15 protein-coding genes and 3 tRNA genes are annotated in these 20,683 nt (G+C 43.9%); 14 read left to right on the top strand and 4 right to left on the bottom strand.

Annotation, left to right across the window (positions count from 1 at the left end; all coding sequences use genetic code 11):
* Positions 1–16: 16 nt before the first annotated feature.
* Both AC58CZ_RS08245 and AC58CZ_RS08240 read right to left on the bottom strand, forming a co-directional pair.
* On the bottom strand, positions 17–1,444 hold the full coding sequence (locus tag AC58CZ_RS08245) for a wax ester/triacylglycerol synthase family O-acyltransferase (RefSeq protein ID WP_494224005.1): 1,428 nt from the start codon (positions 1,442–1,444) through the stop codon (positions 17–19).
* 134 nt (positions 1,445–1,578) lie between these two features.
* Positions 1,579–2,361, bottom strand: coding sequence for a thiazole synthase (locus AC58CZ_RS08240; protein ID WP_494224128.1), 783 nt, complete (start codon positions 2,359–2,361; stop codon positions 1,579–1,581).
* Positions 2,362–2,745: 384 nt separating this feature from the next.
* Between AC58CZ_RS08240 and gspE the strand changes: the two genes are divergently transcribed.
* Positions 2,746–4,299, top strand: coding sequence for a type II secretion system ATPase GspE (gene gspE, locus AC58CZ_RS08235; RefSeq protein WP_494224006.1), 1,554 nt, complete (start codon positions 2,746–2,748; stop codon positions 4,297–4,299).
* Positions 4,300–4,445: 146 nt separating this feature from the next.
* Here the strand turns inward: gspE and AC58CZ_RS08230 are convergent, their stop codons facing one another.
* Together AC58CZ_RS08230 and AC58CZ_RS08225 are read right to left on the bottom strand one after the other, a co-directional pair.
* Positions 4,446–4,922 carry a Rid family hydrolase gene (locus AC58CZ_RS08230; protein WP_494224007.1) on the bottom strand — a complete coding sequence of 159 codons (477 nt, stop codon included), beginning with the start codon at positions 4,920–4,922 and terminating at the stop codon, positions 4,446–4,448.
* Between the two features lie 87 nt (positions 4,923–5,009).
* A complete protein-coding gene (locus tag AC58CZ_RS08225; RefSeq protein ID WP_494224008.1) occupies positions 5,010–5,738 on the bottom strand; it encodes a DUF4442 domain-containing protein in 729 nt (242 codons plus the stop codon).
* Between the two features lie 309 nt (positions 5,739–6,047).
* Here AC58CZ_RS08225 and AC58CZ_RS08220 point away from each other — a divergent pair, with 309 nt between their 5' ends.
* The 13 genes from AC58CZ_RS08220 (at position 6,048) to AC58CZ_RS08160 (ending at position 20,521) form a co-directional block, all read left to right on the top strand.
* Positions 6,048–7,511, top strand: a complete 1,464-nt coding sequence (locus AC58CZ_RS08220; RefSeq protein ID WP_494224009.1) for an AAA family ATPase — start codon at positions 6,048–6,050, stop codon at positions 7,509–7,511.
* 12 nt (positions 7,512–7,523) lie between these two features.
* Positions 7,524–9,071, top strand: coding sequence for a 5-methylcytosine restriction system specificity protein McrC (locus AC58CZ_RS08215; protein WP_494224010.1), 1,548 nt, complete (start codon positions 7,524–7,526; stop codon positions 9,069–9,071).
* Between the two features lie 233 nt (positions 9,072–9,304).
* Positions 9,305–9,381 (top strand) — tRNA-Pro (locus AC58CZ_RS08210).
* A gap of 108 nt (positions 9,382–9,489) precedes the next feature.
* Positions 9,490–9,566: transfer RNA gene (locus tag AC58CZ_RS08205), tRNA-Arg, on the top strand.
* A 42-nt stretch (positions 9,567–9,608) separates the two neighbouring features.
* Positions 9,609–9,684 (top strand) — tRNA-His (locus tag AC58CZ_RS08200).
* Positions 9,685–10,118: 434 nt separating this feature from the next.
* On the top strand, positions 10,119–11,054 hold the full coding sequence (locus tag AC58CZ_RS08195) for an AraC family transcriptional regulator (protein WP_071002397.1): 936 nt from the start codon (positions 10,119–10,121) through the stop codon (positions 11,052–11,054).
* A gap of 292 nt (positions 11,055–11,346) precedes the next feature.
* The gene (locus tag AC58CZ_RS08190) at positions 11,347–12,402 is read left to right on the top strand and encodes a hypothetical protein (protein WP_494224011.1); all 1,056 of its coding nucleotides are present in this window, start codon (positions 11,347–11,349) and stop codon (positions 12,400–12,402) included.
* Positions 12,403–12,629: 227 nt separating this feature from the next.
* Positions 12,630–13,832 (top strand): type II secretion system inner membrane protein GspF, encoded by a 1,203-nt coding sequence (gene gspF, locus AC58CZ_RS08185; RefSeq protein ID WP_494224012.1) that lies wholly within the window; start codon positions 12,630–12,632, stop codon positions 13,830–13,832.
* Between the two features lie 558 nt (positions 13,833–14,390).
* The gene (gene gspG, locus AC58CZ_RS08180) at positions 14,391–14,831 is read left to right on the top strand and encodes a type II secretion system major pseudopilin GspG (protein WP_494224129.1); all 441 of its coding nucleotides are present in this window, start codon (positions 14,391–14,393) and stop codon (positions 14,829–14,831) included.
* A 241-nt stretch (positions 14,832–15,072) separates the two neighbouring features.
* Positions 15,073–15,639, top strand: a complete 567-nt coding sequence (locus tag AC58CZ_RS08175; protein WP_494224013.1) for a protein-disulfide reductase DsbD domain-containing protein — start codon at positions 15,073–15,075, stop codon at positions 15,637–15,639.
* 47 nt (positions 15,640–15,686) lie between these two features.
* Complete coding sequence (locus AC58CZ_RS08170; protein ID WP_494224014.1) at positions 15,687–17,861, top strand: cytochrome c biogenesis protein CcdA; 2,175 nt, start codon at positions 15,687–15,689, stop codon at positions 17,859–17,861.
* A gap of 370 nt (positions 17,862–18,231) precedes the next feature.
* Entirely contained in the window at positions 18,232–19,644 is a 1,413-nt protein-coding gene (locus AC58CZ_RS08165; protein WP_494224015.1) for a phospholipase A, read from the top strand.
* A 52-nt stretch (positions 19,645–19,696) separates the two neighbouring features.
* Positions 19,697–20,521 carry a ComF family protein gene (locus tag AC58CZ_RS08160; protein WP_494224016.1) on the top strand — a complete coding sequence of 275 codons (825 nt, stop codon included), beginning with the start codon at positions 19,697–19,699 and terminating at the stop codon, positions 20,519–20,521.
* Positions 20,522–20,683: the final 162 nt, after the last annotated feature.

Here is a 20,683-nt window from a genome sequence, read left to right as displayed (position 1 = left end):
TAAAAAGCTGGTTCCGTTAAGGAGCCAGCTTTTTTGTTTTTTTAACAGGTTTATCTTCAACGGTGATACCTTCAAACGCCAACTCTTGACTGACAGTTTCTAACAACTGTAGCTCTTCTTCTATCAGCATGAGCATGTCTTGGACACGCGGTAATGCTTTACTGCAAGCAGTGATGCCAAACTCAATTCTATCTAAATAACTGGCCAAAGTAATATTCATGGCTTGACCGTTGAATACGATAGAAGCGGGATACAGTGATTGTAAGCGTGCACCATTCCAATATAGCGGCTTCTCAGAACCAGGAACGTGAGAAATAATGAGGTTAAAGGCTTGCTTTTTTGGAAATACGCCAGTCGCCAAGTTGATACCTTGCCATGCATAGGCGATGACGCTGTAATTAATGACTTGCGCTTGATTCATGCGGCGAAAGCGACGTTTGCCATTATTCATACTGCGATGGATAAGCTCTATCCTGCGTAATGGGTTGTCTAAATGTGTGCCCAAATTCGCTAGTACAAATGATAGCTGATTGCCCGATATACTATCATCAGTACGCAGTGACATCGGTACAAACGCAATCAGCGGCTTGCTGGGTAGCGCATCCATTGAGATCAAATAACGACGAATAGCGCCAGCACAGACGGCTAATACCACATCGTTTCTACTGATTTTTAATCTTTCGGCAATTTTATTAAAGCGCTGTATGTCATAAGACTGCGCCGAGATACGACGCGATGCGGAAATGCGCCTGTTCAAAATACTCATCGGCGCGTCAAACGTACCGACATAGCCTTCATCACCATAGTTTTTCAGATTGTCTATCAGTTCTGTAAATACCGGTTTGATGGTAGATATTTGCTCTTTCATGATGCGCCTGATAGATCTTTCGGCAGGCAAAATAGCATTCATTTGATTACGGTGACGCGCCATCAGTGACCATACTGGTAGCGAGACGGGTTCGGTAGGGGATTGTGATAAGGATTTTTTTACCAAACGCATGGCAGCGATACCATCAACGAGCGAGTGATGAATCTTAAAATACCAAGCAAAACGTTCAGGCCCACCTTCTACTTCCGGCTCAATTCCTTCTATGACGTGACATTCCCAGAGAGGCATCGCACGATCCAGCAGTCGACCGTGTTCTCTTGACACGTACATCAACAGCTCACGAATACGCCCAGGACTCGGTAGCGCCAAATGATGTAAATGATGCTCTACATCAAAATCTTTGTCTTTTTTCCAAAACACCAAATGCTCTAGCACCTGATTGAACGGAAAGCTCGGCGGTACATCGGACTCTTGCATTTGTTTTACCAGCTGATAAACAAAGTCGCTATCAGCACCCTCGGGTAATTCAAATAAAAATAATCCCCCAACGTGCATTGGTTGTTTACGCGACTCAAGAAGTAAGAACAACTGGTCGACTGCTGTGAGAAGTCGCATAATAAATCCTTTTATGACGAGAATGAATAAACGATAATGAATAAAAATGATAGCTGACGGCGTGCTGACCCAACCAGATTTCCGTCTTATTATTTTATAATCGGTTTTTTGTTAGGGGTGACTCGAGCAAGCGCTTACTGGAAAAAATAGCCCGTCTGCGGTGAGCTAGCAGTTGCCATCTTACGCATTGGCATACGACCTGCCAAAAATGCGGCGCGGCCTGCCCATACGGCATGTTTCATGGCATGTGCCATCATCACAGGATTTTGTGCATGGGCAATTGCTGAATTCATCAGAACGCCATCACAGCCAAGCTCCATGGCAATTGCAGCATCAGAGGCAGTACCGACACCCGCGTCAACCAATACGGGCACTTTGGCGTTTTCGATGATGAGGCTGAGGGTATGGCGATTAAGCAAACCAAGCCCAGAACCAATCAAGCTACCAAGTGGCATAATAGCGACGCAGCCCATGCTCTCTAACTCTTGGGCGACGATAGGATCATCTGAGCTATAGACCATGACTTCAAAGCCATCATCGACCAGTACTTGAGCCGCTTTTAAGGTCTCAGTGATATTAGGATAAAGGGTTTTTTCATCGCCCAATACTTCAAGCTTAACCAGATTGTGCCCGTCCAATAACTCGCGCGCAAGTTTGCACGTACGAATGGCAGTTTCGGCATCGAAGCAGCCAGCCGTGTTCGGCAAAATCGTGTATTTGTCAGGACAGATGACATCGAGCAAGTTTGGCTCATCACTGTTTTGTCCGATATTGGTACGGCGAATAGCGACGGTCACGATTTCTGCTGCCGAAGCGGCAATGGCTTCTCCAGTCTCGCTCATGTCTTTATATTTGCCCGTACCGACCAGCAGGCGAGAGGAAAAGGTACGACTACCAACGGTAAAAGTATCTTGCAAAAGTGGTGTCGGGTGAGTAGCAGTGCTAACGGTCTCTGACATAACTAAAAATCCTAATGGCGAGCGGGCAAGGTGGACAGAAAAAATATAACGAGATTTCTAAGTAATATTAAAAAAGTGCAGTAGACAATAATAGCGCACTGTTAGCAAAATAAAAAATCGCATGATAAGTTGGCTATATATACCGTAAAAATAGGCGAGTGGCGATACATAAAAAACGCCGACCACATAAAATAATACGCGTCTAAAACAAAATGTTATTATAACAAACTCATGCAATCTTACTTGCAATCTTTTTGGGCTTGGTCAGTCAAGCTCAGTGTATTTACAGTGCTTTGGTGTGATTGTCTATTTGACACTATCTCTATTTATCAGGTTGTCTTTATGATGCAGTTGCCGTACAGCTTTGCGAAACGCCATCAGATTTTGGCCATACTCGCCATTGATCCTGAGTTGCCGCCAACTTTGGTATTGACGAAAGCCACCCCATTATCCGCAATCAATGAAGCGGTGCGGTTTTTACAGCAGCAAGGTAGTCGCGGCGTACCAACTTACGAAAGTGTCAGCTCGGATGATTTTGAAAAACGTATGAACGCGGCTTACGCTGGTAATACCGGAGAGTCGCAGCATATCGCTGCTGGTCTTGAGGATCATCCGGATCTTGATAGCTTAGCAGATAGCGTCCCTGAGACTGAAGACTTGATGGATCAGCAAGATGATGCGCCCATTATTCGTCTGATTAATGCACTGTTGTCAGAAGCCATTCGCCTAAATGCCTCAGATATTCATATCGAAACTTTTGAAAAACGCTTGGTGGTTCGCTTTCGTGTCGACGGTGAGCTCAAAGAAATTATCACGCCAAAGCGTCAACTCGCGCCATTACTGGTATCACGTATCAAAGTCATGGCCAAGCTGGATATCGCAGAAAAGCGTGTACCGCAAGATGGGCGTATTAGCTTACGACTGGCAGGGCGAGAAGTCGATGTGCGTGTATCGACACTACCGTCGAGCTTTGGCGAGCGCGTGGTGATGCGTCTACTAGACAAGCAAGCGGGACGTCTTAACATGACGTATTTGGGGCTGTCTGATAATGACTATACTGAGCTGAAGCGCTTGATTCATCGTCCGCATGGGATTATTTTGGTCACAGGGCCGACGGGGTCAGGTAAGACCACCACGCTATATTCGGCATTGACTGATTTGAATGACCAAACGCGCAATATCTTGACCGCCGAAGATCCGATTGAGTTCCAGCTCGACGGTATCGGACAGACACAGGTTAATAATAAGGTGGATATGACCTTTGCCAAAAGTCTGCGTGCGATGTTGCGTCAAGATCCAGATGTGGTGATGGTGGGTGAGATTCGCGATTTAGAGACGGCAGAGATCGCTGTACAGGCGTCTTTGACAGGGCATTTGGTTTTATCAACGCTGCATACCAACACCGCGATTGGCGCGGTCACTCGATTGCAAGATATGGGTGTTGAGCCATTTTTATTATCGTCGTCACTGATCGGCGTGGTGGCACAGCGCTTGGTGCGTACTTTATGCTCACATTGTCATGGCTGGCAGGCAGCGGACACCGAACAAGCCAAGCTTTTTACCGAAATTGGTATTGAGAAAGTATTGGACAGCGATATTGAAAATGCAGCAAGTAAGGCGATTCGTCTACCCAAGCCAGTAGGCTGCGATAAATGCAATCAGTCAGGATTTAAAGGACGTACGGCGATATATGAGGTCGTACCAGTTGATGATACGCTGCGCCGTATGATTCATAGTAATACCGCTGAGTATGAGTTAGAAGCGTATGCTCGCCAGCAGACACCATCGATTCGCGCGGATGGTCTACGTAAAGTGATGGAAGGGCGAACGACGCTAGAAGAGGTACTGCGAGTGACGAAAGAAAGCGCCTTAACGGATGATACGATACTGGTATAAATGCTTAGCTATAAATGATGAGAAACGGTATTTGGAGAACAGTATTTGGAGAGCAAGGTCTGAAAAATAGAAAAAGATAACTGAGCGAAATAGTCAGTTATCTGGTCTTTTTTCTGAAATTAACGGGGTAACGTTTTCAACTGCTATTACTTGGCAGCGATGCATTCAATCTCAACGCTCGCTCCTGCGGCCAACTCCGATACGCCAAACGCTGAGCGTGCAGGATAAGGTCTAGACAGTTCTGCCTTATAGACTTTGTTAAAATCATCGAAGTCGTCCATATCTGCCAGCATAGCTGTGCATTTGATCAGGTCGGATTTTTGATAACCGTATTTGGATAGCGTGTTCTGGATATTATCTAATGTTTGCTTGGTTTCAGCGTCGATACCGCCTTTGACCAACTTGCCGTCTTTAATACCAATTTGTCCCGACATATATAATGTATTGCCAACACGTACGGCTTCTGAGAAAGGGTAGGGACCGCCATCACCCAAAAAAGTTGGGCTAGATTTAATATTAGCGGCAGGAGCTGTCGCCGGATTGGCGTTAGCACCAACAGCCAAGCCTAATGAGCACATAGCAACCAGTGGTACGATAGATAAATAGGTGCTAAGTTTGGACATCCTTGTCTCCTTATTAAGTTGATGGATCATAAACATGCTAGATGCGCCACAAAATGCAGATAGCAAATGTTATGTCGGTTTAATCGATTATTTGTTATTAATAGTCTCGTCATCTGCAGAGAGTGCGTCGTCTTGCTCGTTATCTACTGTAGTATCCGTATTATTTTCTGAGGCATTTTCATGTGCTTTGCCTTGGCGGCGCGCCTCTAGTTCAGATTTTGGAATCCAAGCCCAAGTCATCTCCACTACAATCGGGTCGCGGTCACTATCAGATTCACGGTCATCAATGACGCAAGGGATAACCATTTCACCTTTTGGCGTATTTAAAATCTGCAAGCGCTGCTCATCAGATAGGCTGGCTACGGCTGCAATTTGACCTTTTTTGATCGGGCGATAAAAATTAACGGAATAAGATTTAATCAGTAGTACGCGATCAGAGGGTAAGTTTAACCCCAGAATGAAGCCTGTTGCCGTTTCAGCTAGTAAAGTAATGGCTACCGCATGGATTGAACCAATATGGTTCTGTACCCCTTTGACATTGTTTAGACTGACGATGACTTGATTGGGCTCAACCATTTCATAGTAAACGCCTGTTGTCCCTACGTAGGGTACAACTTTGCCAAAGGCTTTTGAGAGAATACTTGAGCGTGCACTGGCAGGTAGATATTTGGTCACGGATAATAGTTTGGTAAATTGGTTACTGATTGGTTTTAGCGTGCTGCTGGGTTTTTCGATGGATGATCTTGTGCTGTCAGAGACTTTGGCTGGTTTTTTATTGGTCAGTTTGACGGGCAGTTTTTTTAATAATCCTGACATACAAATTTCCTTAACGTAGATAAATCGAATGTTGTTTTTGATAGTGGCAAACAGTAAGTGTTAGCAAGGCCATTACAAACACTATGGTACATTAACCGCTGCTTTCCTACTATTATTAGCATGAACTGCTGCGCTTATAAAACAGCAGTCATCTATATTGTGTTGCTAGGAAATAGTTTTAAATAATTAAAATCGCTCAATGATGATGCACGGATCTGCTTAGTAGACAATCTCTTACGAGACCACCGCGCTATAATAGCGTGATGTTGGTACGTCTTATTTCATAAATTTTCAATACTGGATGATGCTATGTCTGATATGTCTACTCACGAGCCGACCAATATTATTTATACTGGCGTCGCGGGTACTGGCAAAACCTATCGATTGCTCCAAATCGCGAAGCAATATACTGATTGTCTGCCTGAGACAGATAATGAAGCGCTACTTGGGCAGCTGTTGCAAAGCCTAAGCTGGCGTGATGTTGTATGCTTGATATTCTTAGATTTTCAGTCAAAAAAGCAAGATTTGGTAAAAGTACCTGAATTGGTTAATCATATATTCTTTGCTACAAAAGCACTGCAAAACGATCGAGAGAAAAACCTAAGCAATACCGCTTGGTCTGTATTGCAAATGCACAGTCCTACGACGTCAGATACAGTGAGTTATAAAAACCGTGCCAGCCAAGCGTATTTTGATAAAGATAACAGCGGCGCATGGTATTTACTGCCTGAGAGTATGGTGTTGCTAACAGAGTTGTCACAGCAATTGGCGGAGTTTCAGCAGGCACAGCATGATAACCAGTCCAATCAAAACCAAAACTCTGGTCAGCAGCGTTTTAGTATGGTGAGCTTTCATCAGGCTTACGGTTATGAAGAGTTTGTCGAAGGTATTCGTCCTGTTATGAGCGGCTCTATCCACGCAAATAACAGTCACTCGAGTAATACCCAGATGAGCTACGCCGTTCAAGATGGAGCGTTTTTAAAGCTATGTCAGCGTGCCGCGCGTGACTCTCAGCATCGTTACGCGATGTTGATTGATGAGATTAACCGTGCCAACGTATCACGAGTCTTTGGCGAGCTGCTCAGTTTGATTGAGCCAGACAAGCGCGCTGGCAAACCAAATGCGATGACGATTCATTTGGCGTATTCTGGGCGTGCGTTTAGTGTGCCTGCCAATATTGATATCTATGCCACTATGAATACCCAAGATCATTCACTTGCGCCGCTTGATATGGCATTACGTCGACGTTTTCGCTTTATTGATTGTCCACCGCAGCCTGAATTATTACCGATAATTGGTGATATCGCTAGCGCGACTGATCGTGCACAAGCAGAAACGGTAGATTTAAGCAAATTGCTAACAGGCTTAAACATGCGTATCACACAGACGCTAGGAGCCGAGGCGCAGTTGGGGCATGCTTTTTTATTTTCAGTCGATGATTTAGATCAATTACAAACGGTGTTGGTCGAACAGATCATTCCGCAGTTGGCGCAAGCTGCGGGCGGTCAAGTGGTTATATTGCAGTATATTTTTAGAGATGAGCAGCAACCGCTAAGCACCCAGTTCATCCACGACAGCCAAACAATGATAAATAATGATTTGTATGATCCGATGAGTAAGAACCATGCAACGACGCAACATCAAATGTTTGCAGAACAAGGCGCCTTTCTTGGTCAATCGATGAACGTAGGTGGCTATATGATGAATCCTGACCTTATTGCTAAGACTGGTGAGTTTGGCAAGCCCGCTACCTATCAGCGTTTGTACGAGTAAGGTGGCTGTTTAGTGAGAACTCATAATCAATACTATGCGCAAGGAAACTATATTAATGCAGATAATATTAATGCAGACAGTTTTTATGCTCGCATGCCTAACAGTAAGGCTCTCGTAGCAAATGTTATCACGGTATTTGAACATCAACGCCTCACAGCGTACGATTTCGCGCATGTCTCTGACTTTCATTGGCTAATGGCGCAAGAATTTGCCGTGTTTACCATCAAGCGTAAACAAGGACAGTGGCAACTCAAGGTTGGGCATCATATAGGAATTATCCTTTTGCCTAGTGGTATGACACTTGAGCTATTGCCAAAACTGAATCAATCCACTCAATATAATAATATTGCTCAGACTCGTCACTGGGTACAAGGCATGTTATCTGACTTAACTCGTCTTGATGCGCGTCAAAGTCGTAAGCTGCCTAGCATGAAAAATCTAGGTCAATTTAGTGATCAGTCAATGCCATTATCTGTAGAGGCTCCGCCATTGTCAGACTGGCTATTAGAGCAGTTTTTGCAGCGCTTGGTTCGTTATCAGCCAACCCAGCACTATCAGGCGCAGATCAATAACCAATCATCGCTACAAGGGCGGCTGGTCATCAAAGATCAGCTACGACACAACAGCATGCAGCCGCATAAGTTTGTCTGTGAGCGTAGTGTGCTCAGTCAAGATATGTTGGCCAATCGCTTGATTAAGAGCGCATTGGTATGGCTGATGCCGTTACTGCCTAGATCTACATGTACACCGCTCTTACGGCCATGGCAGCCGTTATTTGGGCTAAACCAGCGGGAACGACAGCGGCTAGAGTCAATATATACTCAAGCAAAGCAGCAGTTAAGCGTCCTGCCATTACAAAAACAGCAACTGCAAGCCGCACAGCAGTTGGTAGACCTAGCTTATTGGCTATTACAGCAGTCAAATGCATCGACAGGTTATGGTATTGACCCCACTCGACCAAACCTACCTCAGCCAAGATTGTGTCTATTAATCGATATGAATCAGGCGTTTGAACAGTGGGCGAGTCAGCGTATCGCGTCGATGTTTCAGCAAGTGAGTAGCCATTATCGTCCTTTTTATCAAACCCAAAGTGTCTGGCTCAATGATAGCGAGGGTCAAGCATGCGTATCGATACGACCAGATTTGCTGATATATAAAACGGCTGATAATGATAATAACCAAAATCAGAGTGACACCGCGGTTAGTCAAGAGACAGTAAACGGTTGCTATAGCCACGTCATCGATATCAAATGGAAATACCTGTCTCATGCTGGTGCCATTACTGCCAGCGATGCCTATCAGTTGACCAGCTATGCACAGGCCTATCAAGCAGGGCAAGGTTGGATGGTATATCCTGTATTAGGAGACAAGAGACGACCAGTGGCGCTTAAGCAGCAGATTTATCGTGACAATGGCGATAATAAAAGTAACATTAGCAGTGACATTAGCGATGGTACTAACAGTAACCACTCAAACCATGCGGATTTATGGCTAATACCGTTTGATGTGCTGACAGGTATGGTCAACGGTGATTTGCCTGCGAATTTGAATGAGGAATAATGATTTTATTAATGATAAGAATCATAATTAACGAAGGTTTTTAAAGAGACTATTTTTATAAGAATGCCTTTTTTGAAAGAATTTAGCATTTATTTAAAATTAATCGAAAATAGGTGTTGACACAATCGCCTTTACCCCTTAATATGTGCACCTCGATAGCGAGGAACATTAACAAGTTAGCGGCATTGCCAACAACGAGTTACTCAACAAACTATCGTGATAATAGAGAATTTCGGAGTGTGGCGCAGTTTGGTAGCGCATCTGGTTTGGGACCAGAGGGTCGTAGGTTCGAATCCTATCACTCCGACCATCTATTTTAAGAGCCTTACAGGCTTTTTTTTATGTATAATGATTTAGTTTCTGATATAGTAAAAGTTATATTATAGACTGAATGATAGTATATAAAAGTCCTCTAAGAGCGCCTGTAGCTCAGCTGGATAGAGCATCTCCCTTCTAAGGAGGTGGTCGCAGGTTCGAATCCTGCCAGGCGCGCCATTTAGCCTGCAAATCTTGCCTATTCTTTTGGCAATAGTTATGGCGGTTGTAGCTCAGTTGGTAGAGCCCCGGGTTGTGATCTCGGTTGTCGTGGGTTCGAGTCCCATCAGTCGCCCCATTTTATTTTGCATTGTCTGCATATAAATCCTATCTTTATACTAAACCTTATCGAATAAATAGCACTCGCCACTGTTGGCGTTTTTTTGTGCCTGCTTGATTTCTATTTCCCTGTATTATCCTATAATATTAAACGGTTAAAGCTTTCTGAACTTTTGATTGTTTAACGATTTATTGACTTCTTATTCATATCAATTTTGCGATAGGTTTTTCTTCAAAAACCTAAACTGACTGTGTCTACTCTACTATTTATTAGTACTGCTTATGAGTAAATAGACATCATGTTTTAAATCGGGCATTATGCTTAGGTCTTGATGCATCCTGCTGATTGAGACATCGTATTGGCTAGATCGAAAAAATTTAAAGCATTTTGGATACACACCCGCCTTTTTAAGATTTGTTGTTATTGACCCTGTATTATTGAGGAACTGATTGATGGACGCATTGAGCGTATTGCTACAGAATGTGCACCTATTTGAGACCAAGTATTATCGTTTGAATGGTGCTGGCAATTGGTCTTATTCTATGAGTAGAAAAGACACCATTTTATTTTACTTGGTGATGTCTGGTGGTTTTTGTATAGATGTTGGCAATGGTCTACGCGAAGCTCGTGCTGGTGATATGATTATGATCCCGAACGCGCATAAGCACGTAAGCTATGCACTCAATCATCATGGTGACGTGGCTGAACCCCTCGATGAATTACTGACCAATTGTCAAGATCGCACGCTTGAGATTGATGGCAATGGCGATCCTAATTCCTCATTGATTTTGATTGAATGTAAATACGATAAAGAGATGATTAGCCCTCTACTATCTGTGTTACCACCGATATTGCCTGAGCTCAATGATGCGGCTGATGGTCGGTTTGAGGTAATTGATGTGGAGATCAAGCTTTTGACCTTGGAGTCTGAGCGCGAACGCATGGGTAAAACGGCTGTGATCAATCATTGGGCAAGCATCATGATGATTGAATGTTTGCGCGTTTATATTGAAAGCTTACCTGAGGCGACTGAGAATTGGCTAAAGGCCATGAAAGATCCGTTTTTGACCAAGGCGCTTGCAGCGATGCATGAAGCGCCAAGTCAAAGCTGGACCATTCATAAGCTTGCAGAGGTGGCAGGTATGTCGCGCTCGAGCTTTGCCCAGCGCTTTAAAGATACAGTAGGGATGCCGCCGCTCACTTATTTGATTGATTATCGCTTGCGTTTGGCAGCACGTTATTTGCGCTTACAGCAAAATAGTATCAGCCGTATCAGTGATATGGTGGGCTATGCGTCAGATTCAACTTTTAGTCAGGCGTTCAAACGCGTTTATGGTGTCTCACCAAAAGCGTACCGTAAACAGTATCAACAACAAAAGCTTGCATAAGTTATTACTTTAACGTCCTCAGTGTTCATTTATTAAAAGCGTTAAGGCGACCAAGGTATCCTTAACGCTTTTTTCTGATTGATATATATCTAGCATTTGCCTAGGTAAAATACTTGGCAGTCAACTGGCGCTATTTTGGCTAGGCAAGGCTGACAATACGCTTGTGTTCAGGTACTATGGAATAATGAGTCGTCGAGGTGTGAGCGTTCATATTTGACGCATGATATGTGACTGTATACCAGTGATATAAAAGGATCGAGACGATGTTTATTTTTGCTGCTGATGGTATGTTATGACTGAACCGACCGCAAAGCCAAGTACAGAAGCCAATAGCCACCAAGGTACTACTGCAACTGCTAAAAAAGAACAGAAATCTGATAAAGCTAATGCGCAAGATAACGTGCATGCTAGCAAAACGGTGTCAGCTAATACGGCTGAGATGCCTGATAAAGCGGCATTATTAACGCTATTTACTTTGTCAGATACCAAAGAGAGCATTGATGAAGTAGGGGCTAGCGAGCAGCTTGACACCGATACATCAACCATACAGTCGACTGCTAACGAGTCAAACGTGGCCGCGCAGCGTGTGGCTCTTTATCATACCCAACACGAACGCACTCGACTGCTATATATGGCATCCGCCAATACGCGCCCCACGTATTTAGTACAAACCCTCAAATCACAATTTGCAGAATATCAGCAGTATTTGCTTGCTCAGCAGCTTGATAAGCGTGGTTTGATGGATACAGAAATGCTTGAACGACTTTGGCAGCAGCTGCATGTGGTCGATGATATTATTGCAGATATCGTGCATCATATGCCCGCTCAGCAGCCAGCAGGTTGGCAGCTTACCACGCAGGATGGGCGCAACCCGCTGTGCTTTGCTACTGTCGGTAAGCTAAAACATGGCAAGCCAATCCGCGATCAAGGCAGTCTCAATAGCTACGTGCTAGGTCACTTTGGCGTGAGCAGCTTTACCTATGATCGGGGGTATTATATCGGTCACGTGGTTGGGTATTTATTCAGCTGTTATTTTTGCGCGCACTTATCTATCAGTTATGGTGTGGCAGCGCTCGGTCAGCAAGTCGTTGCTGATTATGACTATGCTAGTCTTGAGACGCCGCACATGGTCAGGCTGTTACAGGGTCTGGATGGGTATTGTAAAAAACGTGTCTATCAATTGGCAGTGATTTGTGCGCGCTTGAGTGTGTTTGCAAGTGATAAACGCATTGAGAGAATGCTGATCGCTGAGGTCAATGATTTTGATAAAAAGTTACAGCAGCAGCATTTGGATGTCTTACTATTACAAGGCTTGATGCCTGACAGTAATGACTCAACGCCGCTTTGATATAGTCAATCCTAAATAAAACAGATACATTATATATCAAGGTGGAACTGGTCTAAATTTTCCTTGCGTGCTGTGCCTATGCAGACAGAGGCTGCGAAAAATTTATCCCAGTCCCACTGTATCGTTTTTATACTGAATTCACTATAGATAGTTTTTATAGACATTACCCTTTTTGTTAAGCCATACATCCAAACCCCTACCTGTGACTTTTTAGGATATCTGCCGCTATGCCCGCTTATCATTTTAAAGCGCTTGACGACCAAGGTAGTGTCCAAAAAGGCTTACTAGAAGGGGATTCTGCTCGGCAAGTTCGGCAGCAGCTGCGTGATAAGCAGTGGACACCAGTCGAAGTCAGTGCGGTCAATGACAGACAAAGCCAAAACAAAAGCCGCTATAAAAAACCATCTGCTTATGAGCTTGCATTACTCACACGCCAGTTAGCTGTGTTACTAGCGGCTGGTATTCCACTTGAAGAAACTTTGGCTGCTGTCGCTAAACAATCGCCAAAGACGCATATCAAATCTCTGATGCTGGCGGTACGCTCACATGTCCTCGAAGGCTTAAGCTTAGCACGAGCATTACAACAAGCCGCGAGCTTCCCACCGTTATATATTGCCACGATTGCCGCAGGCGAAAAATCTGGTCACTTGGATTTAATCCTTAATCAGCTAGCCGACTACACCGAAAACCGCTTTGCCCTCCAAAAGAAAATCCAAGGGGCGATGGTCTATCCGATTGTACTGATGGTCATGGCAATTGGCGTCATTATGGGGTTGATGAGTTTTGTGGTGCCCAAAATTGTGAAAGTCTTTGAGCAGTCCGAACAGGCCCTGCCATTAATTACTCAAGTCGTTCTGACGTTATCAAATATCATTACGCAGTGGTGGTGGTTAATGCTACTGGTATTGGCAGGTACTGCGTTTTTGTTTTATCGTTTTGCCCAAACGCAGGCTGGGAAATTGGCAATAGATAGTATGGTGCTCAGGCTACCGATATTAGCCAGATTGTCTAAGGGATTGAATGCGGCGCGTTTTGCTAGTACGCTTGCGATTTTGGTGCGTTCAGGGGTGCCGTTGATTGAGGCGCTACATATTGGTGCGGCAGTGACCACCAATTTGCACATCAAGCAAACGATTGTGACTGCTGCTGATAGGGTCACAGAAGGCTCAAGTTTATCCAGCCAACTCGAAAAATCCACTTACTTTCCGCCCATGATGGTACAAATGATCAAAAGCGGTGAGAATTCAGGCGAGCTTGAAAGTATGCTCAGTCGTGCCGCCACAATGCAGGAGGCGGAGGCCACCAATTTTATCAGTACCTTACTATCATTACTTGAGCCTTTGATGTTGGTTTTGATGGGCGTGGTGGTGATGATTATCGTGATGGCAGTGATGCTACCAATCGTTAATATGAATGACTTGGCAGGCTAGTCAATAGTTAACTCACTAGCTGAAAAATAGCCGATATGCTCTTCTCAAATTATCAACTATCTGCATTTTTATCCTCTCTTAATTACCTATCTTGCTAAACCCTACGTTAGCTTTCTTAAGATTTGCTTACTGTTGTATATTGTTGACCAAGCCAAGTTTTTGCTATGGTAAACCTAAGCACCACGTTATAGTGAAAGCGGGTCAAAACGATAGTGATAAATATCGATGATTATTTGGTGACGGCTACTTGCTGCTGATTACTTGTTGCTGCTGATTACTTGGTATCGACTGTAATGACAATCTGAGCACAGCGCTGGATAAAAATAAAACCATGGTTTATAGTGACAATAATTTAGGGTTTTATTGATAAGCTCCTAAATGCATGAGTGCTACTAGAACGCCACTTTTACTATTTACATAACTGTGATGACCAAAGCAATGACTATGACTGACACCCTTCAAGTAAATATTAGCCCAAAAAGTGCCAATACCAAAGATGACAATAATAATATTCAAGCCCATGGTGGCATTGTAAATGACCATCAGAGAGTCCATTCAATGACACATCGCAGCTTGATAGGTAAGTCTAGACAATCGGGATTTACGCTTATTGAGATTATGGTCGTTATCGTTATCTTGGCTATTCTTGCAGGCTTGGTCGTCCCAAAAGTAGTCGGGCAAAGTGACAAAGCGCGTGTCAAAACCACTGAAACCGCGCTCGCTACCGTCTCCAACGCGTTAGATATGTATAAAGTCGACAATTCACGCTATCCGACGACAGCGCAAGGGTTAGAGGCGCTTACCACACCGCCTGCGGATGCAAAAAACTATCCTGAAGGGGGCTATATTAAAGGTGGCTATCCAACAGATGGTTGGGAGAATGAATTGCAATATGTGTCGCCAGGTAGTGAAGGGCGACCTTATGACTTGTTTTCTTTAGGTGCAGATGGACAGCAAGGTGGTGAAGGTCAGGATGCGGATCTTTATGCTCAGCTATAAAATTTAGCTTTGTCTGCATCTAAAAAATCTATACCAATAAAATATCGTTAAACGCACTTGCTATCGTGCAATTAACGACCTATCAATATCAACCAATATCTTTTTATTGGTTGATATTTTTTATCGATACGTAAAATAAATACCATCTGATATGAACCTTGTATTGAGAGTCAGTAGTTTTATCAGTAGGTGTATGTCCGTACTGCCAGTCACTGGAAGCTAACATCAAAGGTAATAACTTATGTCAATAGAAATACCAACACTACAATCAGTCGCTATCAATAAACGCGCTACTCAGTTCCATGTGCTTGCGTTTACTGTTACAACCACCTCGTTGATGACAGCTTTATCAATGACATCAATCAGCGCACAGGCGGCAGGATTGAACGACTTATTTAATAGTAGTAGCGCTGCGCAATCAAAATTTTTACCAGTGGATGAAGCTTTCCAAGTGACTAGCAGCACCAAAGCGACCTCTAAGGGCACGCGTTTATCCATCACGTTTGATATCACGCCAGGACATTATGTCTATAAAGACCAGCTCGCGTTAAGCTTTCCCAAAGGGATAAATGCGACACCATTTACTTTTAATCAGACACCAGTGTCCATTGATGATCCAACCTTTGGTAAAGTTCCTGTATTTACGCAAAGGAGTGTTGTTGCCACCACGATGCTGACGACCAATAATGGTAAAGGTGCAAAAAATGCCCCGATTATCATTGGTTGGCAAGGCTGTGCAAAAGCTGGGCTATGCTACCCACCCGAAAAGATCAAAACTAAGGTAAATATTGCTGCGACACGTAGATAAGTATTGAGAAGTTTGATTCAAATATTGGTAATAACAGGTAGCTATTCATGCTCATGAAGACATCACAACAATCGGCATCATTGACTGCAAATACACATGCAAAAAAAGCGTATGTCTTAGCATGTGTGATTGCTAGCGGCTCGCTATTGACAGGGTTGTTAGCGACGTCAACGACAGCGCAAGCGGCAGGATTGGGTGATCTATTTGGCAGCAGTCAAAATACAGCGCAATCGAAATTTTTGCCAGTAGATGAAGCCTTTCAGGTGAGTAGCAGTAGTGCCTCTACCAAGTCAGGTACGCGTTTATCCATCGCGTTTGATATCACGCCTGAACATTATGTCTATAAAAATCAAATCAAACTGACGCTACCTGCGGGCGTGACGGCGGCACCTTTTACCTTTAACCAAAAGCCATATTCAATCGACGATCCGACATTTGGTAAAGTATTGGTGTTTGATCAAGCCAATATGGTCGCAACTACCACATTGACCAGTAACAACGGCAAGAACATCGATGATGCAGCGATTATCATTGGTTGGCAAGGTTGCGCCAAAGCGGGATTGTGCTATCCCCCTGAAAAAATCAAAACTACAGTCAATATCACAGCAGCATCGTCACAGAGCGCGACAAGTAATACCAACACTGAGGCAGAACGTGCGTCTATTAACGAGACGGCCGCGAGCGACAATCTGACTGATGCGACGATATCTGCTGGGAATACTGAAACGACATTTGCAACGACTGGTACTAGTAGCACCACGGCGCAAGCAGAACAAGCGCTGATGGATGAGGATGTTATTGATTATGATCTAATCGATGATAGTACTTTGGAGTACGAGTCTTTAGATGGTAGCACTGCAACGACCACGATTTCTGGAGCAAACGCCAATGTATCAAGTGACGCGACCAATAGCGAGAATGTAAATGCTAGCAACCTTGTCGATAGTGATCCCTTTGGTTTGGCGTCTCATCCTTGGCTCGCATTGGTCTTGCTATTTTTAGCAGGTCTAGGTTTGGCCTTGACGCCGTGTGTCCTACCGATGCTGCCCATCGTTGCCAATATTGTCGCCCGCGAGCAAAACCCAACGGTCAAACGCGGCGTCATCCTAACCACCAGTTACGCAATTGGTGTGGCGACTGCCTATGGTATTTTGGGCGCTGTGATTGCGGTATTTGGCGAGTCATTAGGTATTATTGGCTGGTTGCAAAATCCTATTATTTTGATTAGCTTTGCGATTGTTTTTGTCTTGTTAGCGCTATACATGCTGGATGCTTTCACTGTACGTTTACCGCAAGCACTCAGCCGAAAAATGCAAGGGCTTAGCCAAGCAGGCGATAGCAAGCTTGGTAGCACAGGTGGTAGTTTGATTGCTGGATTTTTATCTGCATTAGTCGTATCTCCTTGCGTCTCTGCGCCATTATTCGGTGCGCTATTAGCAGTCTCTACCATTGGTAGTCCGCTCTTGGGTTTCGCCGCCTTATTCATACTGGGTTTTGGTTTGTCAGCACCGCTTATTTTAATCGGCGCTACTCAGGGCAAAATCATGCCAAAAGCAGGAGAATGGATGAACTGGGTCAAGCAAGGCTTTGCGCTGCTATTATTCGCGGTAGCATTGCTATTAGTTGAGCGCGTGTTTATATCGCCAGTGATGCTGATGGTATGGGCATTATGGTTTATGGTGGTGGCGACATGGGCGTGGAGCTGGATTGGCAAAAGACGCATGTTAACCCAAGCCATGAGTCTGATTGCTGGTATCTGGGCTGCTTGTTTGATCGTGGGCGCAGCATTAGGGAATGATGATAGCCTGCATCCATTAGCTTCGCTAAGCGCTGCGCCGACGATGCTTCAGTCAGCGACTGGTCAGCCGATGGGCAACGATAGTGCGGCGACAGATAAAATGATCACCACACTTGCAGAGCTAGATACGATTGTTGCAGCATATCCTAATGTCCTTGTCGACTTGACAGCAGATTGGTGTGTTGAGTGCCGTATCATGGATAAAAACTTATTTCATAATCGCCCAGCACAGATGCAAGACTGGCAGCTGGTGAGACTTGATATCACGGATACTACAGAAGACTCCAAAGCCGTTTTGTCACGCTACAAGCTGTTTGGCCCGCCAGCATTACTCTATTATCAAGGTGGTCAATTGGTTAATCAGCAAGTGGGCGAAATCGGTCGCGTGGAGTTTGAGCAAACCTTAACGACGCTAAACAACTGATGGCTCACAACCCGTACTTAATAACCTGAGTAAGACTTTTGCTAAGGCTTAATAATGAAAAAAAAGCCAGCGTACGCCAATAATGGTACGCTGGCTTTTTAGTGCCACTAAATTATATGAGTTATACTTCTTTAAGATGCTGTTTTTATAGGTTTTTTATGTGTTTGAGTATATTTAATCTAGCAATAACGCTAGTATAGTGATTATATTTTCATTACAATAAAGTAACAATACTGAAGGGGTATATCAGTTTGTCATAACTGCTTCTGATGTTCTCGTATTTTCTAGTTTTTTAGCGGCGACGCTAACAGTTATATTAATTAACTCACATACTCTGCTGGCGATAATGCTGGTTAGATAAAGGACATTTATGTTTGCCCACATCACCACTCAGCGTCAATTACAACGTACTCATGTAATCAGTCGTAACGCCAGTAGTCGCACATTACATACTCATTTGAGTATTGCGGTTGCTATCGCGTTGAGTTGTACGGCGGTACAAGTACAAGCAGCTGACAATAGCCAAACTTATAACGAACTGCCAGTACCAGAAGCGGCGTTTGAATATGAAACCGTTGAGATGCCGCAGAGCGTAACCACACAGAGCGGTAAAGTAATCAGCAAAGAATTTATTGCTCAACAAGCGAAGCTGTTTTCTGAATGTACGCAAGTGCAGAGCAGTGCCGCTCGTTTGGCTTGTTTTGATAAGGTAGCTGAACAAGGTAAAACACCAAGCTACACCACGACCAAACAACCAGTTGATTTGGCAAAAACATTCAAGACGACTATTTCGGGTAATCCACAAGTTGTTTTTGTGGAAGAGAACTCGACCAATACTTTCAGTGATGAGAGCGCAACTGCTAATCAACAGTCTGCTACTAATGGCTTGGATACGGTCACAGACAATCAGCAAGAGGCTCAAGTTCTAGAAAGTGTGGGTGTCACTCAAGCAGATATTGAAAAATATACACCACTCAGTTTGGCATATGATCTCGATCAAAACAGTGAGCGCGGTACTTGGACGGTAAGACCATACCGTCCGACTTATCTGCTGCCATTATTTTATACTTTTGATCCTAATTTAAGCCCAAGCACCCCTTCTCAAGAAATTGAACCTTTTGACTCTAATGACATACGTGAGACGGAGCTAAAATTCCAGTTGTCTCTAAAGAGTAAAGTCGCAGAGGATCTATTCGATACCAGCGCTGATCTGTGGTTTGGTTATACCCAAGAGTCACATTGGCAGGTGTATAACGAAGACAATTCACGACCATTCCGTGCTACCGACTATCAACCTGAAATATTTTTGACTCAGCCTGTGACGGCAGATCTACCTTTTGGTGGACGTCTACGGATGTTAGGCGCGGGTGCGGTGCATCATTCGAACGGTCAGGACGATCCGTTATCACGCTCTTGGAACCGTGCTTATCTGATGGCAGGGGCCGAGTGGGGCAAGCTGTCAGTCATACCGCGTGTCTGGGCACGTGTCAATAATGAAGATGATAGCAGTGAAGATAATCCAGATATCGAGGACTACATGGGTTATGGCGATATCAAGTTCTTATATGATTTGCCTGCCGAGCAAAGCATTAGCGGCACCTTGCGCTACAATCCAAGCACCAATAAAGGCGCTGCCCAAATCGATTATATCTATCCATTGTCAGAAAACGTCAATGGTATGGTGCAGCTATTCCAAGGTTATGGCGAGTCCATTGTTGATTATAATCATGAAAACACCTCTATTGGTTTCGGTATTGTGCTGAATGACTGGAAAGGCCTCTAATATAAGCGATTCTTACCATATTTATGATAATCAATAGTCTATGCACCGCTTAGTGCCTTATCAAACTGGACTGTGGCTGGCAGAGTATTTAAATGTACGCTGCCAGCTATGCCGTATTTATCGCAGTACATCACAATCTCAGCTATTGATGCAGCAATCACAGGCTAATAGTAATGACGCATCGAGCGAACATTCTGAGTTTTCCCTTTCAAGCAATCGATCCTCGTTCGCTCATATTTTTCATCAAATCAATCACCGCTTAAATAGAGGTCTACTCTGTACTTATTGCCATAATAGTATCGCATGGCTGCCACAGCCTTTTGATGTTGACATTGCTGCTGGTAGATCCTTATCTATCCAAGTATCCACCTATTATGAATATCCAATCCGTCAAGCGATTCGGGCGTTTAAGCATCATGAAGACATGACAAAATTGCCATTGTTGTTACATGCATTACGCCAGCTACCACGGCCACATGGCTGTCATCGTAATAATAGCGTGATTGTTGCCATGCCAACGACCAATCAGCGGCTAGTAAAACGAGGGTTTGATCCTGTCAGTATTTTATCATTGCAACTGTCAAAGCATTGGCAAATTCCTTTATGGCACGGTGTGGAGCGCATTGATGATACGGTCAGTCAGCAAGGACTGACTCGTGCCGAACGTCTAAGCAATTTAGACAACGCTTTTGCACTAACCGAAAAGCCTCCGGTAAAACGCTTACTATTGTTCGATGATGTCTCTACGACAGGCGCAAGCTTGCAAGCATTGGCACGTGCATTCATCTCATCTGAGCAAACAGTGACCATAAATGCTCAAAGCCATAGCAATTATCATATTTCTGCCTATGCGTTAGCTCATGGCAGTCAGTCCTAAAAATCATCTATCTAATTGAAATTATTAATATATTGCTTATATATCATCGTAACGCTATATTATTAAATACATATATATTTACTGGTCTATCAAGTATGTATTATTGTTCATCCGTATATAACATGAACAGAATGTTGTGGAACAAAAATTGCATATTATTAG

The sequence above is a fragment of the Psychrobacter sp. CR212 genome (genome assembly GCF_059693765.1).
This window is presented reverse-complemented; position numbering and strand designations above follow the sequence as displayed.

Coding starts and splice junctions, on each gene's coding strand:
- AC58CZ_RS08245 (WP_494224005.1), bottom strand. CDS start 1,444: ATGCGACTTCTCACAGCAGTCGACCAGTTGTTCTTACTTCTTGAGTCG.
- gspE (WP_494224006.1), top strand. CDS start 2,746: ATGATGCAGTTGCCGTACAGCTTTGCGAAACGCCATCAGATTTTGGCC.
- AC58CZ_RS08230 (WP_494224007.1), bottom strand. CDS start 4,922: ATGTCCAAACTTAGCACCTATTTATCTATCGTACCACTGGTTGCTATG.
- AC58CZ_RS08225 (WP_494224008.1), bottom strand. CDS start 5,738: ATGTCAGGATTATTAAAAAAACTGCCCGTCAAACTGACCAATAAAAAA.
- AC58CZ_RS08220 (WP_494224009.1), top strand. CDS start 6,048: ATGTCTGATATGTCTACTCACGAGCCGACCAATATTATTTATACTGGC.
- AC58CZ_RS08195 (WP_071002397.1), top strand. CDS start 10,119: ATGGACGCATTGAGCGTATTGCTACAGAATGTGCACCTATTTGAGACC.
- AC58CZ_RS08190 (WP_494224011.1), top strand. CDS start 11,347: ATGACTGAACCGACCGCAAAGCCAAGTACAGAAGCCAATAGCCACCAA.
- gspF (WP_494224012.1), top strand. CDS start 12,630: ATGCCCGCTTATCATTTTAAAGCGCTTGACGACCAAGGTAGTGTCCAA.
- gspG (WP_494224129.1), top strand. CDS start 14,391: ATGACACATCGCAGCTTGATAGGTAAGTCTAGACAATCGGGATTTACG.
- AC58CZ_RS08175 (WP_494224013.1), top strand. CDS start 15,073: ATGTCAATAGAAATACCAACACTACAATCAGTCGCTATCAATAAACGC.
- AC58CZ_RS08170 (WP_494224014.1), top strand. CDS start 15,687: ATGCTCATGAAGACATCACAACAATCGGCATCATTGACTGCAAATACA.
- AC58CZ_RS08165 (WP_494224015.1), top strand. CDS start 18,232: ATGTTTGCCCACATCACCACTCAGCGTCAATTACAACGTACTCATGTA.